This is a genomic window from Amycolatopsis heterodermiae (assembly GCF_034929455.1).
GTDB classification, from domain to species: Bacteria; Actinomycetota; Actinomycetes; order Mycobacteriales; family Pseudonocardiaceae; genus Amycolatopsis; species Amycolatopsis heterodermiae.
In genome coordinates this window covers 200,008-214,442 of sequence record NZ_JAYFSI010000016.1, presented here as the reverse complement: position 1 = coordinate 214,442, position 14,435 = coordinate 200,008, and the positions used below count along the sequence as shown (strand labels likewise).

14 protein-coding genes and 1 pseudogene are annotated in these 14,435 nt (G+C 71.9%); 7 read left to right on the top strand and 8 right to left on the bottom strand.

Annotation, left to right across the window (positions count from 1 at the left end):
• The 3 genes and pseudogenes from VA596_RS44725 to VA596_RS44715 all read left to right on the top strand — a co-directional run.
• Window positions 1-322, top strand: a pseudogene (locus VA596_RS44725) (hypothetical protein); the annotation flags it as partial.
• Window positions 319-951: a dCTP deaminase gene (gene dcd / locus VA596_RS44720; protein WP_323336104.1), complete on the top strand. Its 633-nt coding sequence runs from the start codon at window positions 319-321 to the stop codon at window positions 949-951. The pseudogene VA596_RS44725 and the gene dcd, both read left to right, overlap by 4 nt.
• Window positions 935-1,987, top strand: a complete 1,053-nt coding sequence (locus tag VA596_RS44715; RefSeq protein WP_323336102.1) for a thiamine-phosphate kinase — start codon at window positions 935-937, stop codon at window positions 1,985-1,987. Before dcd ends, VA596_RS44715 begins: the two co-directional genes overlap by 17 nt.
• A gap of 3 nt (window positions 1,988-1,990) precedes the next feature.
• Here VA596_RS44715 and VA596_RS44710 read toward each other — a convergent pair whose 3' ends face one another.
• The 4 genes from VA596_RS44710 to VA596_RS44695 all read right to left on the bottom strand — a co-directional run bounded on the left by VA596_RS44710 (window position 1,991) and on the right by VA596_RS44695 (window position 4,256).
• Window positions 1,991-2,503, bottom strand: a complete 513-nt coding sequence (locus VA596_RS44710) for a hypothetical protein (RefSeq protein WP_323336100.1) — start codon at window positions 2,501-2,503, stop codon at window positions 1,991-1,993.
• Between the two features lie 98 nt (window positions 2,504-2,601).
• Window positions 2,602-2,868, bottom strand: coding sequence for a hypothetical protein (locus VA596_RS44705; protein WP_323336099.1), 267 nt, complete (start codon window positions 2,866-2,868; stop codon window positions 2,602-2,604).
• A 79-nt stretch (window positions 2,869-2,947) separates the two neighbouring features.
• Window positions 2,948-3,610, bottom strand: coding sequence for a Crp/Fnr family transcriptional regulator (locus VA596_RS44700; protein WP_323336097.1), 663 nt, complete (start codon window positions 3,608-3,610; stop codon window positions 2,948-2,950).
• 28 nt (window positions 3,611-3,638) lie between these two features.
• Window positions 3,639-4,256, bottom strand: a complete 618-nt coding sequence (locus VA596_RS44695) for a nucleotidyl cyclase domain-containing protein (protein ID WP_323336096.1) — start codon at window positions 4,254-4,256, stop codon at window positions 3,639-3,641.
• 237 nt (window positions 4,257-4,493) lie between these two features.
• On the opposite strand from VA596_RS44695, the gene VA596_RS44690 reads away from it, so the two are divergent.
• Together VA596_RS44690 and VA596_RS44685 are read left to right on the top strand one after the other, a co-directional pair.
• Window positions 4,494-5,564 (top strand): helix-turn-helix transcriptional regulator, encoded by a 1,071-nt coding sequence (locus VA596_RS44690; RefSeq protein WP_323336094.1) that lies wholly within the window; start codon window positions 4,494-4,496, stop codon window positions 5,562-5,564.
• Complete coding sequence (locus VA596_RS44685; RefSeq protein ID WP_323336092.1) at window positions 5,561-6,712, top strand: hypothetical protein; 1,152 nt, start codon at window positions 5,561-5,563, stop codon at window positions 6,710-6,712. The genes VA596_RS44690 and VA596_RS44685 overlap by 4 nt, the downstream gene beginning before the upstream one ends.
• Here the strand turns inward: VA596_RS44685 and VA596_RS44680 are convergent.
• From VA596_RS44680 to VA596_RS44670, 3 genes are all read right to left on the bottom strand, one after another.
• Entirely contained in the window at window positions 6,660-7,214 is a 555-nt protein-coding gene (locus tag VA596_RS44680) for a GNAT family N-acetyltransferase (RefSeq protein ID WP_323336090.1), read from the bottom strand. The genes VA596_RS44685 and VA596_RS44680 overlap by 53 nt on opposite strands.
• 99 nt (window positions 7,215-7,313) lie before the next feature.
• On the bottom strand, window positions 7,314-9,203 hold the full coding sequence (locus VA596_RS44675; protein WP_323336088.1) for an ArnT family glycosyltransferase: 1,890 nt from the start codon (window positions 9,201-9,203) through the stop codon (window positions 7,314-7,316).
• Window positions 9,204-9,207: 4 nt separating this feature from the next.
• The gene (locus VA596_RS44670) at window positions 9,208-10,761 is read right to left on the bottom strand and encodes a sensor histidine kinase (protein WP_323336086.1); all 1,554 of its coding nucleotides are present in this window, start codon (window positions 10,759-10,761) and stop codon (window positions 9,208-9,210) included.
• A 189-nt stretch (window positions 10,762-10,950) separates the two neighbouring features.
• Between VA596_RS44670 and VA596_RS44665 the strand changes: the two genes are divergently transcribed.
• Window positions 10,951-11,547 (top strand): hypothetical protein, encoded by a 597-nt coding sequence (locus VA596_RS44665; protein ID WP_323336084.1) that lies wholly within the window; start codon window positions 10,951-10,953, stop codon window positions 11,545-11,547.
• 3 nt (window positions 11,548-11,550) lie between these two features.
• On the opposite strand, the gene VA596_RS44660 is transcribed toward VA596_RS44665, so the two are convergent.
• Entirely contained in the window at window positions 11,551-13,653 is a 2,103-nt protein-coding gene (locus VA596_RS44660) for a fatty acid desaturase (protein WP_323336082.1), read from the bottom strand.
• Window positions 13,654-13,791: 138 nt separating this feature from the next.
• On the opposite strand from VA596_RS44660, the gene VA596_RS44655 reads away from it, so the two are divergent.
• Window positions 13,792-14,382 carry a TetR/AcrR family transcriptional regulator gene (locus VA596_RS44655; protein ID WP_323336080.1) on the top strand — a complete coding sequence of 197 codons (591 nt, stop codon included), beginning with the start codon at window positions 13,792-13,794 and terminating at the stop codon, window positions 14,380-14,382.
• Window positions 14,383-14,435 lie beyond the last annotated feature (53 nt).

Genomic DNA, 14,435 nt, shown 5'->3' with positions numbered 1-14,435 from the left:
CTACCGGTACGGCACCGACCCGGCGAACCCGGCCGCCCTGGTCGCCGAGGGTGAGACGCGGCTCAAGCCCGTCCTGGTGCGCCACGTCGGAGACGGCGACGTGTACGAGTGCGACACGTCGATCGTGCACACCGTGCGGCCGGTCGACGCCGGCCTCACCGCGACCGTCGTGGTCCAAGGCCCGCGCCGGACACCGACCACCGTCGTCTACTGCAGGCCGGGGGACAGCGACGACCAGCCGAACCTCGACCTCACCGAGGCGGATTTCACCGGGCTCGTGAGCGAAGTCCTTTCGAGCCTCGACCGGACGGTCTCACCATGACGTGGGTGCAGCAGGAATCCCAGGTCCGGAAGTGGCGAATCCCGCTCCGGCGAGCCCGTCGCGGTGTGCTGACCGACCGGGCCATCCGGCGCGCGTACAGCAGTGGCGAACTGCGGGTCGATCCGTTCGACGCGGCCTTCGTGCGCCCCGCCGCGCTGAGCCTGCGGCTCGGGCACGAGGCGTTCGGGCTGGAGAGCCGCGGGACGGTCGACATCGCCGACCGGTCGACGTACCCGGACCTGGTGCCGAAGGACCTCGATGCCAGGGGACGCCTCGTCGTCGAGCCCGGCGAAGTCGTGCTGGCCCCTACACTGGAGAAGATCGGTCTTTCCGAAAACCTGGTCGGACTGGTCGACGGCACCAGCGACTACGCGCGGCTCGGCATCAGCGTCGTTCTGTGCGGTCAGGTGAGTCCCGGCTTCGGCCGTGGCAAGCTCGCGGTGATCACGCTGGAGATCGTCAACCACCTCCGGCACCCGGTGCTGTTGTATCCGGAGACGCGGATCTGCAACCTGATGCTGTTCGCTTCGACCGGGAGCGAGCAGCCCTACGACGTCATGCCGCACAACTACTCGAGCGACCACGCGGTCGCCGCGTCCCGATTGGCTGACCATGTCCGGAGCTTCTGAGCTGTGCCTGGGTGACCTCGGCGAGCGGGGGATCCAGGAGCGAGTGCTGAAACCGCGGTACGCGGGTACCGAAGGCTTCGGCGACGACAGCGCGCTGCTCGCGAAGGTGGATTCGCCCAGCGAACTCGTCGCGACCACCGACAGCTGCCCGACACCGCTGGTGAACCTCCTCGGCGAGCCGGATCTCTACCACGCGGGCTGGCTGCTGGCCACGATCAACCTGTCCGACCTGGCCGCCGCCGGCGCCGAGCCGCTCGGCCTGGTCGTCAACTACACGCTGCCCAAGACGACCACCGTGGCGGACTTCGAGCGGCTCCTGGACGGCGTCGACGACTGCTGCGCCGCCCACGGCACCCACGTGGCCGGCGGCGACATCCGTGACGGTGAGGTCGTCCAGCTGACGGCGACGGCCATCGGCCGGTGCGTTCCGGGCAGCAGGCTCCGGCGGTCCGGAGCCCGGGTGGGAGACCGCCTTCTGCTGGTCGGCTCGCCCGGTCACCTCTGGGCAGCTGCGCTGCTGAAGACCGGCCAGGCGACGCTCCCGGCGCCCGAGGCGGACGAGATCTGGCGCCGGGCGTGCCGGCCCATGGCCCAGCTGAAGGCCGGGCAGCTGCTGGCCACGCCCGGGCTCGCGAGGGCGGCGATGGACGTCTCCGACGGCCTTTTCGCCACGGTGCGCACGCTCTGCGAAGCGAACGGCCTCGGCGCGGCGATCAGCACGGAGTTCGAGCTGGACGAGCTGGTGGCCGCGGTGGCCGGCCAGGTCGGCCTGCTCCCCTTCGACCTCGCCCAGACCTGGGGCGACTGGGGACTCGTCGTCGCGGTCCGCGAAGCGGACGTCGGACTGGCATTGAAGACGTTGCGAGAAGAAGGAGTCACAGCTCAGGAGATCGGGACCCTGACCGCGGACGGGAAACTGACGCTGGGGCCCGAGACCGCTCCCTGGCGGGGGATCGCGCAGGAGCGGTTCTCGGCCAGCTCGTGGCACGGTGGCGAACCGTCCACTCTGATCACCGACATGTTCAAGGCGCGCTGAAGCTCAGCTGTGGACCCGCAGGGGCACCACGTTGCTCGGCAGCACCGAGCGTCCCGGCTCATGGTAGGCCGCGACCGGGCTGATCGTCAGCGTCACCAGGCTCGCGAACCGCGGGTGGCGGTCCACGTAGACCTCCGGTACCGAGCACGCGGCCGCGAGGACCGAGCGGTGGCGGTGGAGGTGTTCGAACGCCTCGCGGCCGTACAGCGAGACCACGATGTCGCCGCCGCGGGGGCGGGTCCAGAGGATCGCCGGGTGGCCGCCGGGCAGGCGCAGGGACGGGAACGCCGCGCGCAGGCGGTGCTGCACCAGCACCGCCTGGAGCCGGGTCCGCACCTGGCGGCGTCGCAGCACGGCCAGGAGCAGGACGGCGGCCAGCGTCGCCGACGACCACGCCGGGCCCGCCCAGACCGCGAACATCACCAGGCCGAAGGGGAGCAGCGTCGCGGCGAGCAGCTCCCACCGCCAGTGGTACACCCGCATCGGGAACGGCGAGGGTACCTGCCGAGTCGTCATTTCCTTGCTCCTTCCGGAAAACCGGCGGCGCAGGAGGCCGCCGAAGTGGTGTGAGAGGTGTCCGGCCGCGACGGCCGACAAGACGACGGCGAACGCGGTCATGTCGGAATCCGGGTCTTCGGGGCCGGCTGCACGTCCTTGTCCCGGCCGAGCCGCCAGGTCCAGCGCCAGCCCGCCCAGATCGCGGCGACGGAGCCCAGCAGGACCAGCACCAGGGCCTGCCCCACCAGGCCGTCGAGGGGCGCGAGCCGCAGCAGCACCAGCAGCGCCCACAGCTGTGACGCGGTGAAGGGGATGACGAGACCGGCCGCGTAGACGCCCCTGCGCCAGCGGCTGCTGCGTGGAGCGGTGGTGTACGGGTCCATGAAAGCCCTCCTCTGCCGTGGATCCAGGAAACCTCCGGCGCGCTCTTCCTTCTGTGTCAGCTGACACAGAAGGAAGAATTCAGCTCGCCAGTCGTCGAAGTTCGCCCAGGCGGTGGATCGTCACCCGGCGCCTGCCCGTGCTGATCACGCCCTGCTGCCGCAGCTCCCGCGTCGCGCGCGCCCACGATTCGCGGGAGATCGCCGCGGTCATCGCCAGCTCCGCCTGCGTGGCCGGAACGGCGATCTCGATGTCGTCGCCGCGCCGCACCCCGTGCTGGACGGCCAGCTGCATCAGCTGCGCCGCAACCCGCCGGGACGCCGCCCCGCTGCCGAGGTCCAGCCACTGCCTGCCGACCGAACGCAGGCGTGAGCTGAGCACGAGCAGCAGCGCCCACGAGATCCGGGACTCCGTCCGGCACAGCGAGACGAACCGGTCGCCGGGGATCTCCAGCACGTCCAGGTCTTCCAGCGCCTCGATGGTCGCCGAGCGGGGCAGGGCGTCGAGCGCCGCGAGCTCCCCGACGACGTCGCCCGGCCCGCGGATCCCGACGACCACGTCGCGGCCGTCGGGCGTGCCGTTGACGATCCGGACGTGCCCGGCCAGCACCAGCAGCACCCCGGTGGAGAGGTCGCCTTCGCGGCAGACCGTGTCCCCGCGCGGGAAGCTCCGCCGGCGCGCGGACCGGGTGAGCACGTCTCGATCGGCGGTATCCAGCTCGTCCCAGAAGCCACTTGTTCCCATGTCCCCACCTCCTCTGGTCGTCCGGCGTCTAAGCGGTGAGACCCTCCTCGGGCCGGCCGGCTTCGGGTGTGTAAAGCCAGCCTCTGAGCCGTTCTCCGCCCAGCTTGATCTGGACGGCCTGGGTGAAGGCACCACCGTCGATCCCGGGGTAGCCGTGCCGCACGACCGCGCGGTGGATCTCCTGCGACACGGCGAGTGCGAGTGGTTCGGCGGTCTCGCGCAGCCGCCGCTTCAGCTCGGGCGCGTCGAGGAGCCGGCACGCGATGTCGACGTCTTCGCCGTACGGCCCGTGCTTGTCGCGGTGCACCTCGCCCGAGTGCACGGCGACGCGGAGCCGGAAGGCGAGGTCGGGCAGGTTCCGGGCGTGCTTGTCGAGCAGATCGGCCAGCGCGGGGACGACCGTCGCGAGCAGCAGGGTCTTGGGCACCTGGTCGAAGGGCCGGACGAGGCACAGTGCGCCGTCGCCGCGGTCTACGAACGGCTCCCGGTGCCTTCGTTCGACCCCACCGGTGGTGAAGGCCTCGTCGAGCAGCTGGAAGAGGACGTTCCGGAGCAGGGCGCGCACCGAGTTCGTCTTGCTGGTCGACCCCTCGATGTCGACCGCCACGATGGCCCGGTGCCGGGGTATGTCCGTGGGTGTTCTCATGGCGCCTGCTCCTGCCTTCAGGTGTCAACTGAAGTTCAGTCAAGTTGACTGTAGGCCCTGGAGTACCCTGGAACAACTGAGATGAATCGCCGTTATCTGTTTGGTGTGAGGAAGTTCGGCGTCGCGTAACGTTTCAGTCCTCGCTTCGGCGGGTCGACGACCGAGTCTCCAGGGCTCGGGAGTACGATCTATCCACTCGCTCGCAGTACTGAAATTTACTGAAGGGTGGCGGGAGTCGTGTCCCCTGTTGCGCCGCGGCCTGCCCTCGCTCGCCGCCTGCGGGCGTTGCGGGAGACGCACTGGCCCGATGCGGGCATCACCCAGCTTCAGCTCGCCGAAGCTCTCGGGGGGACCAAGCCGCTGAGCATCTCCCTGATCTCGTCGTGGGAGAACACCGACCGGCCGGTCCGGCCGCCGGTCCGGCGGCTCGAGGCGTACGCGACGTTGTTCGCCACGCGCCGGTCCGAGAACGACGGAACGCTGCGGGTCCTCCCACTCGAAGAACTGACGGACGACGAGCGCAGCGATCGCGACGACCTGCTGGAGGAGCTGCTCTGGCTCCGCGACGGGCGCGAGTGGGCCGCGGCCGACTCCGCGGACGATGCCTGGCAGTTCCCGGAGAACGAGGACATCACCATCGTCTGCGCGCTGCTCCCGGCGGAGCTGCGCCAGCATCTGTCCTATGCGGACCCCGAAAGCGCCGACTTCACGTCTCTGTACACTTACGCCGATCCTGACGCCTTGATCGAACTGTTCGGCCACATCAGGTCCGTGAACCCCCAGAACCAGGTCACCTTCCACACCACGGAAGAGCTGACGCCTGACGACTACACGACCCACCTCGTCCTGCTCGGTGGCGTCGACTGGAACACCGTCACCCGCGACGTCATCGAACGGGTCGAGCTGCCGGTGCACCAGGTCGTACGCAACGACGCGGCACCGACCAGAGAACCTGGCGGCTTCCGCGTGGAGCAGGAGAGCGGGTCGGTGCTCTTTCCCCCGCAGCTGGACAGCAAAGGTCACCTCTTGGAAGACGTGGCGCACTTTTACAGAGGGGTCAGTCCGTTCAACCGAAAGCGCACGGTGACCGTGTGCAATGGTATGTACGGACGTGGCACCCTCGGCGCGGTTCGCGCCCTCACCGACGTCCGGTTCCGTGACCGGAACTGGGACTACCTGCGGCAGCGCTTCGCCGACGAGGAGTCGTTCAGCATCATCAGCCGGGTACCCGTGGTGGCGGGGAAGGGCCTGACCCCGGACTGGACGCTGCCGGAGAACCGCCTGCACGAGTGGCCCGAGACCACATGACCGGACTGCAACACCAGTCGCACAAGGATCTGCTGACCCAGGTGCGAGCAGGCAGGGCCCCGCAAGCGGGTCTTGACGCGATCATCGTGCCCAACGGGCGCCCGGCTCCCTACCTGCGGCAGGCGATCGCGGCGGCGAAGGAACTCGATGCGCACCTGCTGTTGCTGTGCAGCCTGCGAGCCGACGCGGACAGCGCGGCTTTCGCGGCGAGAATCGCCGGCGTCCGGGTAACGGCCATCACCATGGCCGGCCTCCCCGACTGGGCCGTGCCCGGGTTCGAGACCGACAAGCTGCTTCGGCGGAGCCGGTTCCACCGGAAGGTGGACACCAGTCTCAAGCGGAACCTCGGCCTGCTCATCGCGCGGCTCGCGGGCTGGGAGCGGATTCTCTTCCTCGACGACGACATCGACCTGCCCGACCTGGCGGATCTGACTGCGGCGGCGGGACTCCTCGGTGAACACCAGGTGGTGGGTCTCCGCAACGCCGGCATGCCGGACAACTCCGTCGTGTGCCACGCCCTCCGGGACATCGGCGCCGCCCAGGACACCTTCATCGGCGGAGGTGCGCTGGTGGTCGGCGAACCGGCCTTCAGCTCGTTCTTCCCCAACATCTACAACGAAGACTGGTTCTTCCTGCTGGACGACCGGAAGCTGAGATCACCCGCGGTGACGGGCACGGCGGTCCAGAAGGACTACGACCCGTACCGCGACCCCGTGCGCGCCCGTGGTGAGGAACTGGGTGACACCCTCGCGGAGGGGGTGTACGGCCTGCTGGACAACGGTCTCGGGCTGGCGGAAGCCGATGAGAAGTATTGGCGCGAGTTCCTACCCGAGCGGCGGCGGATCATCAGCAACACCATCACCCAGGTGCAGGAGTCGGGGATCGGACCCGCGCAGAAAGCGCGGATGGTCGCCTCGTTGAAGGCGGCGGTCGGGCGCAACTACCTGATCAAGCCGGAGTTGTGCGTCGAGTACCTGGGCGCGTGGCAGCGGGACCGGGCGCGCTGGTGCGAACACACCGGCCTGCACGCCAGCGGAGTCGGCCTCGAAGAAGCTCTGGTCACCTTGGGAATCGGCGTGCAGGCTCGCGGCCGCGTCAACACCGGCGGGAAGCGCCGATCCTCGGCTCCGCCCTTGGTGCGGGTGTGACCACTTCCAGGTCTTTGACCAGCACATGGCAGAGTTCCGGCACCTCGAGAACACCGCCGTTGCGCAAGGTCACCCGCGCGTAGCAGGTCACCGTGCCGTGGCCCCAGTCCCGGTAGCCGAGCTTGTCGTACAGACGGGCCGCGGCCGGGTTGTCCGTGCGGACCGCCAGGGCGACCCGCTCGCGGCCCTGCTCGGCGAGGTGCTGCTCCACCGCGCCGACCAGGGCCGTGCCGACGCCGCGTCGGCGCAGTTCCGCGTGAACCTGCAGGTGGGTGAGCAGCGCGACGCCGGGGAGGTGGGCCTGGATCGGCGGCTCCTCGGCCTCCTCCAGCCACAGGTACACGGTGCCGGCCGGGCGGGTACCCCACCACCCGAAGAACAGGACGCCCTGATGATTGTCCTGGCGCGCCAGGCGATCAGTGAGGAATCCGTCGTCGTCGAGGGCCGTCGCGAACGGAATCAGGTCTGCGGATCGGGCCCGCCCTACATGGGGCTCGGTCATCTGCAGCGACTCCGTTCTCCGGCTACTTCCATAGTGCCGGAGGCGGCACGGCGTTGACCAGGTCATCCGGCCCTCACCCTGCTTTCGTCGGGCCGTTCCTCAGGCGGCCGTGGTGAGGTCGTAAACGGTCACGCCGTCCACCGTCGTCGACTGGTACGTCGCGGCCACCCAGTCGGCGATCTGCTGGGCCGCGTCCGAGCCGGTGCTGCCGCGCATCGTCATGCCCTCGCCCAGGAAGTAGTGGATGCGGCCGCTCGCGACGTACTGCTGGAACTGCTCCAGCGTCGGGTACGGGTCCGTTCCGTTGAAGCCGCCCACCGCCATCACCGGGGCGTTGCTCGCCAGCTGGTAGCCCGCCGCCGCGTTTGACAGCACCGTGGCCGCCGTCCACGTGTACTTCGCCGTGTCCTGCTTCAGCAACGCCGTCAGCTGGGCGCCCGGCAAGGTGGTCGAAAGCAGGGAGCCGGGGCCGCCGCCGCGACCGCCGAAGCCTCCGGGGCCGCCGCCACCGAAGCGGCCGCCGAAACCTGAAGAAGGGCCGGCCGACGGGATCGCGCCGCTGTGTGTTGTCGCCGCCGTGGCCAGGGTGTACGCGCCGGAACCGGCCAGCAGCACCACCAAGGCGAACGCGGCGACCGCAGCTGCCGCCCAGCGGGTCAGGTGGGCCGCGAAGAACAGGGCCACCGCCGCCAGGAGGCCGCCGATGAGCACGCAAGGGGCCAGCCACGGTTGCCAAGTCGATCCCGACAGCAGCAGATAGGCCGTGACGGCCGTCAACGCCACTCCGCCGCTGAGCAGGCCGGACGCCGACGGGCGCGACCGCAGGCGCCACAGCTGGACGGCCGCCGTGCCGACCAGCGCGCCGATCGCCGGGGCCAGGGCCACCGTGTAGTACGGGTGGATGATGCCGCCCATGTAGCTGAACACCAGGGCCGTCACCAGGAACCAGCCGCCCCAGACGATCAGGGACGCGCGGGACCGGTCGGTGCGCGGCGCCCGGCGGGTGAACCACAGGCCCGCGCCCAGCGCGAGCAGCGCCGCCGGGATCAGCCACGCGATGCCGCCGGCCATCTCGCTGCCGAACAGCCGGGTCAGGCCGGTCGAACCCCAGCCGCCGCCACCGCCGCCCCCGCCGACGCTGCCCACCTCGTCGCCGGTGATGCGGCCGAAACCGTTGTAGCCGAAGATCAGTTCCCACAGGGAGTTCGTCTGCGAGCCGCCGATGAACGGCCGGTCGGCGGCCGGCCACAGCGCGACGACGACCAGGTACCAGCCGGCGGCCACGACCGTCGCGCCCAGCGCGCCGAGCAGGTGCAGCAGCCGCTTGCCCACCGACACCGGCGCGGCCACCAGGTAGGCCACGGCGAACGCCGGCAGCACGAGGAACGCCTGCAGCATCTTCGCCAGGAACCCGAAACCGACCGCGACGCCGGCCAGCGCCAGCCAGCCCGGTCCGGCCTTCTCGATCGCGCGGACGACGCAGTAGGCGGCCGCGACCAGCAGCAGCACCAGCAGCGCGTCCGGGTTGTTGAAGCGGAACATCAGCGCCGCCGCCGGGGTCAGCGCCAGCACCAGGCCCGCGACCAGGCCCGCGGCCGGGCCGGACGTCCGGCGCACGGTTGCGTACAGCAGCCAGACCGAGCCGACGCCCATCAGCGCCTGGGGGACCAGGACCGCCCACGCGTTGACGCCGAACACCCGCACCGACAGCCCCATCACCCACAGCGCGGCCGGGGTCTTGTCGACGGTGATCGCGTTCGCCGCGTCGCTCGACCCGAAGAACAGCGCCTTCCAGCTCTGCGAACCCGCCTGCGCGGCCGCGGAGTAGAACGCGTTGGCCCAGCCGGACGCGCCGAGACCCCAGAGGTAGAGCACCGCCGTCGCCAGCAGCAGCCCGGCCAGCGCGGGCCGGTGCCAGGTGGAGCGGGCGGGGGGAGAGGCGCCCTCAGGAGGGGCTACGGCGGGTTCGCGCGACGCGAGTGCGGTCATGAGATCAGCTTCCGGTGCCCAGCTGGGGCCGGGTTGTGCCGACGCTGTGCACGCGCTGTGCGGGGACGGCCACGGGCAGGCGCACCGCGAACTCCGTCCGGCCCGGGCGGCTGTGCACCTCGATCGAGCCGTGGTGCGCGACGACGACGGCGGAGGCGATCGCCAGCCCGAGCCCGGTGCTGCCCGCGTTGCGCGAGCGGGACGTGTCGCCGCGGGCGAACCGCTCGAAGACGTCCGGCAGCAGGTCCGGGTTGATGCCGGGGCCGTCGTCGGTGACCGTCAGCACGGCGCTGCCGTCAGCCGAGCGGTCGAGCGCGGCCGTCACCGTGGTGCCGGGCGGGGTGTGCGTGCGCGCGTTGGCCAGCAGGTTCGCCAGCACCTGGTGCAGGCGCTGGACGTCCCCGAGCACGAGCACCGGGTCGGGCGGCAGCGCGAGCTGCCACCGGTGGTCGCGCCCGGCGACCCGCGCGTCGCCGACGGCGTCCGCGAGGAGCCGGGTGAGGTCGACCTCGCGCACGTCCAGGGGCCGTCCCGCGTCGAGCCGGGCGAGCAGCAGCAGGTCCTCGACGAGCGTGGACATCCGGACGGCCTCGGACTGGATCCGGGTCATCGAGTGGGCGACGTCCGGTGGCACCAGGGAACGGCCGCGCGCGGCCAGCTCGGCGTACCCGCGGATCGCGGCCAGCGGCGTGCGCAGCTCGTGGCTGGCGTCCGCGACGAACTGCCGGACGCGCAGCTCGCTGTCGTGCCGCGCTTCGAGGGCCTGCGCGACGTGCCCGAGCATCAGGTTCAGCGCCGAGCCGACCTGGCCGACCTCGGTCCGCGGGTCCGTGTCGGACTCCGGGACGCGGATGGACAGCGCCACCTGCCCGCGGTCGAGCGGCAGCTCGGTGACGCGCCCGGCCGTGGCGGCGACACGCTCGAGCGGCCGCAGCGTGCGGCGGACCGCGAACGCGCCGAGGAACGCCGCGCCCAGGACACCCGCCGCGGCGACCCCGAAGAGGATCAGCCCGACGGTGACCAGCGTGTCGGTGACCGGCTTCATCGGCAGGCCGGTGACGACGACCTGGGACGACCCGGTGACCGGCAGCGCCATCAGCCGGTATTCGCCGAGGTCGGCGAAGGACACGGTGTGCGGCTTGCCGTCCGCGGGCACCGACAGCATCACGGACTGCTGGGCCGCCGACAGGTGCAGCCGGTCGCCGTGCTCGGAGATGCTGTCGTCGTGCACCAGCTGCGTCCCGGCGAAGGTGCCGCTGACCGTGCCGACGTTCTGCCCGAGCGGGTGCTCGCCCGCGTTCTGGCCCAGGGGCGGGGGCTGGCCGTTCTGCCGTCCGGCGTTGCTCGCGAAGACCTGGGAACGGGTGGCCGCGGCCGACAGCTGCTGGTCGACCTGGCGGGTGAGGAAGACGTCGAGGGCGAGCTCGCTGACCACCCCGACGATCAGGCACACCACGGTGAGCAGCACGACCATCGAGCCGGTCAGCTTCGCGCGCAGCGAAAGCCGCCCCGGCCGGGCGGACCGGTGGGGGCGGGGCGTGAGGGTGCGCGCGGCCATGGCTTCAGCGTCCGCCGGGGCCGTGTGCGCGAGTTGTGTGCTGCCTGTGAGGCGGCTGTGCGGTGATCGACGGGTGGCGCTGTGTCCGGTTCCTCCGGTCACAGGAACGGCTGACGGCCGGCACAGTCCGCACACAGCGACGAGCCGGAACGTGGACCACGGCAGCACATCCCGTGAAGGAGTAACACCATGACCACACCCCAGGCCCCGCAGCAGACACCGTCCACTTCGGACCCCGCGTGGGGTGCCGCGCCGGAAGCCGGCTGGGGCGGCGCGCCCGCGCCGGCCCCCGGGAAGCCGGGCTGGCCGACGGGCAAGAAGGTCGCCGCCGGTGCCGTCGCGGCGGTGATCGTGGCCGGCGGAGGAGCGGCGATCTGGGCCGCCTCGTCGTCGTCCGCGACGACGGACACCGCAGCGGGCCCGGGCGGCGCGGCGGGCGGGATGCGGGGCGGCCCCGGCGGCGCCGGCGCGCTCGGTTCGGCGCTGCACGGCGAGTACGTCTCCTCCGACGGGAACGGCGGTTACGTCACGAAGATCATGCAGACCGGCAAGGTGACGGCGCTGAGCGCGACGTCTCTGACCGCGCAGAGCGACGACGGCTTTTCGAAGACCTACACGATCACCTCGGCCCAGGCGACGGGCGTGGCGTCCGGCGACACGGTCACCGTGGTGGCCACGGAGTCGGGGGACGCGGCGACGGCGACGTCGGTGACCGAGGGCACGACCGGCGCCGGCCAGGGCCAGCAGGGCCAGCCGCCCGCGGGCGCTCCTGCGCAGACGGGCTGACGGTCAGCGGTCGTAGTCGACCGCGACCTCCGGGGTCGTCGCGCGGGCGCGGCAGGTCAGGATCCGCCCCGCGGCGGCGTCGTCCTCGGTGAGGGCGTAGCGGACGTCCATCTCGACCTGGCCGTGCAGGAGCGTCGCCCGGCAGGTGCCGCACGCGCCGCCCGTGCACGAGTACGGCACCTCGAACCCGGCCCGCAACGCCGCGTCCAGCACCGTTTCGCCGGCCTTGGCGGGTACGCCGGTCGTGGTCCCGCCCACCGTCACGGCCACGTTCGCCGGGGACCCGGCCGGGTCGCGCAGCGGGGCCGCGCCGCGGAACAGTTCGAAGTGGACGTTCTCCTCCGGGACGTCCGCGTCGGCGAGCGTCCGCCGCGCCAGGTCGGTCAGGCCGCGGGGTCCGCAGAGGAACCACTCGTCGACCTTCGCCGGGTGCAGGCGGTTCTGCAGCAGCGCCCGCAGCCGCGTGCCGTCGAGGCGGCCGCGCTGGTACCGCTCGTGCGAGATGGCCAGCGCCTCGCCGACCGTGTCGAAGGTCCGGGCCGGGCGGTGCGCGTGCAGGTCCGGGTCGCGCTCGTCGGTGCGGTAGTGCACGACGTGCAGCCGCCCGCCGAACCCCTGCGCGAGCGCCGTCAGCTCCGCCGCGAAGAGCGTCGTCGCGCCGGAAGTGTTGACGTACAACAGGGTCGCCCGGCTGTGCGGCTCCGCGCGCAGCGCACTGACCAGGATGGACAGCACCGGCGTGATGCCGCTGCCCGCGGCCAGCGCGACGTAGTGCGCCGTCCGCGCCGGGTCCGGGACGAGCGTGAACCCGCCCGAAGGCGGGAGCACGTCGAGGAAGTCGCCCGCCGCCAGCGTCGTGGTCGCGAAGCCGGAGAACGCGCCGCCCGCGCGTTTCTTCACCGCGATCCGCAGCTCGCCCGAGTCCGGCGGCGCGCAGATCGAGTACGTCCGCCGCACCGGCCGCCCGTCCAGCACCGCGCGCACGGCGACGTGCTGTCCCGGTGTGAAACGGAACTCGCGCGCCAGCTGCGGCGGCACCGCCAGGCTCACCGCGACGGCGTCCGCGGTCAGCGGCCGCACGGCGGAGACGCGCAGCCGGTGGAACCGGCTCGGCCGCAGCGGCGACGGCGGCTCGGGCTCAGGCTCGACGTCGTCCGGGACATCGTCGAGGCCCGCCAAAGCCCGGTATCCGGCCACGGTCAGCTCCTGCCCCCACACGGTGGCGATCGGGACGCCGCGGGCCAGGTAGGCCTCGCGGTTGTCGAGCCAGACCCGGCGGTAACGGTGGAACGGGACGGCCGGGTGCAGGTGGTGCACCAGGTGCAGGTTCTGGGCCAGCAGCACCGGGGTCAGCAGCCGGTCGAGGCCGACGCGGACGCGGGTGGTGCCGAACCGCCCGAGCGGCCCGGCGGCGGGCAGCCCGTGGTGCGGCAGCCAGCCGAACGTCCAGGCGAGCAGCCCCACGCCGAGCCGCTGCGGCAGCAGGTACACCAGCACGAGTTCGGGGCCGTGGCCGGACGCGACCAGCGCCACTCCGGCGAACACGGCCACCGACAGCACCACCAGCGTCTCGGCCAGCTCGTGCGGCGGCCGGATCCGCAGCCGGGCGAAGTAACAGCGCGCGTAGGAGAAGTCGAGGGTCAGCCAGCGCAGCGGGAGCTGCCAGCGGGGGCCGCGCTGGACCCAGGCGTCCGGGTCGGCGCGGACCGGCCCGTTCGTGTGGCGGTGGTGGGCACCGTGGACGTACCGCAGCGACGGGAACGACGCGTACGCCGCGACGAACAGGACGGCCAGCCGGCCGAGCGTTTCGTTGACCCAGGTGAGCTTCCCGGCCGAGTGGTGCGCGGATTCGTGCACCACGGTGTACATCGCGAAGGTGGCCGCGGTGTTCAGCACCACCGTCACGGCCGCCGGCACGAGCCCGGCCAGCAGCAGCAACGTCGACCCGGCCCAGACCGCGAGGGTGACGGCGAACAGCAGCACGGCGGGCAGCGAGACCGCGGGCAGCGGGACCCGCGGCGCGGGGACCGCGCGGGGGAACGGGAGTCCGGGCGCGGACTCCGCAGATTCGAGAGAGCCGCGCGCCGGGGTGTCGACGACGGGCATCGAGCGGTCTCCTCGGTCGAGAAGCTCCTGGCCAGGCGGGAGTCACCGTAGACAACGCGTCGTCGTTTGTAAACGTTCTGGCACGCTTCGAAAAAAGGCACCGGCCTGCAGAACGCTGTGCAACGCTAAGATCGGCCTGTGAACGCCGTCACGCACTCCGGACTCGCCGGCACCCGGGAGCGGCTGCTCGCCGCGGCGGCCGAGCTGACCCGGGTGGACGGCTGGGCAGGCGTCACCATGGGCAAGCTGGCCGCCGAGGTCGGCGTCAGCAGGCAGACCGTCTACAACGAACTGGGCTCCAAGGCCGAGCTCGCCGAACTGCTGATCCTGCGCGAGACCGACCGGTTCGTGGCGCACGTGGGCGAGGTCGTCGCCGCTCACCCCGGCCGGGCCGTCGACGGCGTCACCGCCGCGTTCCGGGAGACCCTCGAAACCGCCCGCGGCAACCCGCTGGCCGCCATCGCGCTCGGCGGCGCGCAGGGTGGCCGCGACGACTTCCTCCCGCTGCTCACCTCCCGGCCCGAAGCGGTGCTCGGCCGGGCCGTCGAGACGGTCGCGGCGCTGTTCTCGCGCGCCTACCCCGAGGCCCCGCTGACCGCGTCGGAGTGGGCCGTCGCGGTCGAGGCCTTCGTGCGATTGCTGCTGTCCCACCTGGTGCAGCCCAGCGGCTCGGCCGAGCACGCGAGCGGCCAGACGCGCTGGGTGATCGGCCGGATGCTCGGCGCCTGACGCCGCAGGTGGCCCCCGCCCGGGCGGCGCGGGCCACTGGCCTAGACTCGGAC

What these genes read in the sequence shown, in the direction of transcription:
- VA596_RS44685 (WP_323336092.1), top strand. Translation starts at nt 5,561, where the DNA reads ATGACCGGACTGCAACACCAGTCGCACAAGGATCTGCTGACCCAGGTG.
- dcd (WP_323336104.1), top strand. Translation starts at nt 319, where the DNA reads ATGACGTGGGTGCAGCAGGAATCCCAGGTCCGGAAGTGGCGAATCCCG.
- VA596_RS44710 (WP_323336100.1), bottom strand. Translation starts at nt 2,503, where the DNA reads ATGACGACTCGGCAGGTACCCTCGCCGTTCCCGATGCGGGTGTACCAC.
- VA596_RS44675 (WP_323336088.1), bottom strand. Translation starts at nt 9,203, where the DNA reads ATGACCGCACTCGCGTCGCGCGAACCCGCCGTAGCCCCTCCTGAGGGC.
- VA596_RS44660 (WP_323336082.1), bottom strand. Translation starts at nt 13,653, where the DNA reads ATGCCCGTCGTCGACACCCCGGCGCGCGGCTCTCTCGAATCTGCGGAG.
- VA596_RS44665 (WP_323336084.1), top strand. Translation starts at nt 10,951, where the DNA reads ATGACCACACCCCAGGCCCCGCAGCAGACACCGTCCACTTCGGACCCC.
- VA596_RS44705 (WP_323336099.1), bottom strand. Translation starts at nt 2,868, where the DNA reads ATGGACCCGTACACCACCGCTCCACGCAGCAGCCGCTGGCGCAGGGGC.
- VA596_RS44695 (WP_323336096.1), bottom strand. Translation starts at nt 4,256, where the DNA reads ATGAGAACACCCACGGACATACCCCGGCACCGGGCCATCGTGGCGGTC.
- VA596_RS44715 (WP_323336102.1), top strand. Translation starts at nt 935, where the DNA reads ATGTCCGGAGCTTCTGAGCTGTGCCTGGGTGACCTCGGCGAGCGGGGG.
- VA596_RS44680 (WP_323336090.1), bottom strand. Translation starts at nt 7,214, where the DNA reads ATGACCGAGCCCCATGTAGGGCGGGCCCGATCCGCAGACCTGATTCCG.
- VA596_RS44700 (WP_323336097.1), bottom strand. Translation starts at nt 3,610, where the DNA reads ATGGGAACAAGTGGCTTCTGGGACGAGCTGGATACCGCCGATCGAGAC.
- VA596_RS44670 (WP_323336086.1), bottom strand. Translation starts at nt 10,761, where the DNA reads ATGGCCGCGCGCACCCTCACGCCCCGCCCCCACCGGTCCGCCCGGCCG.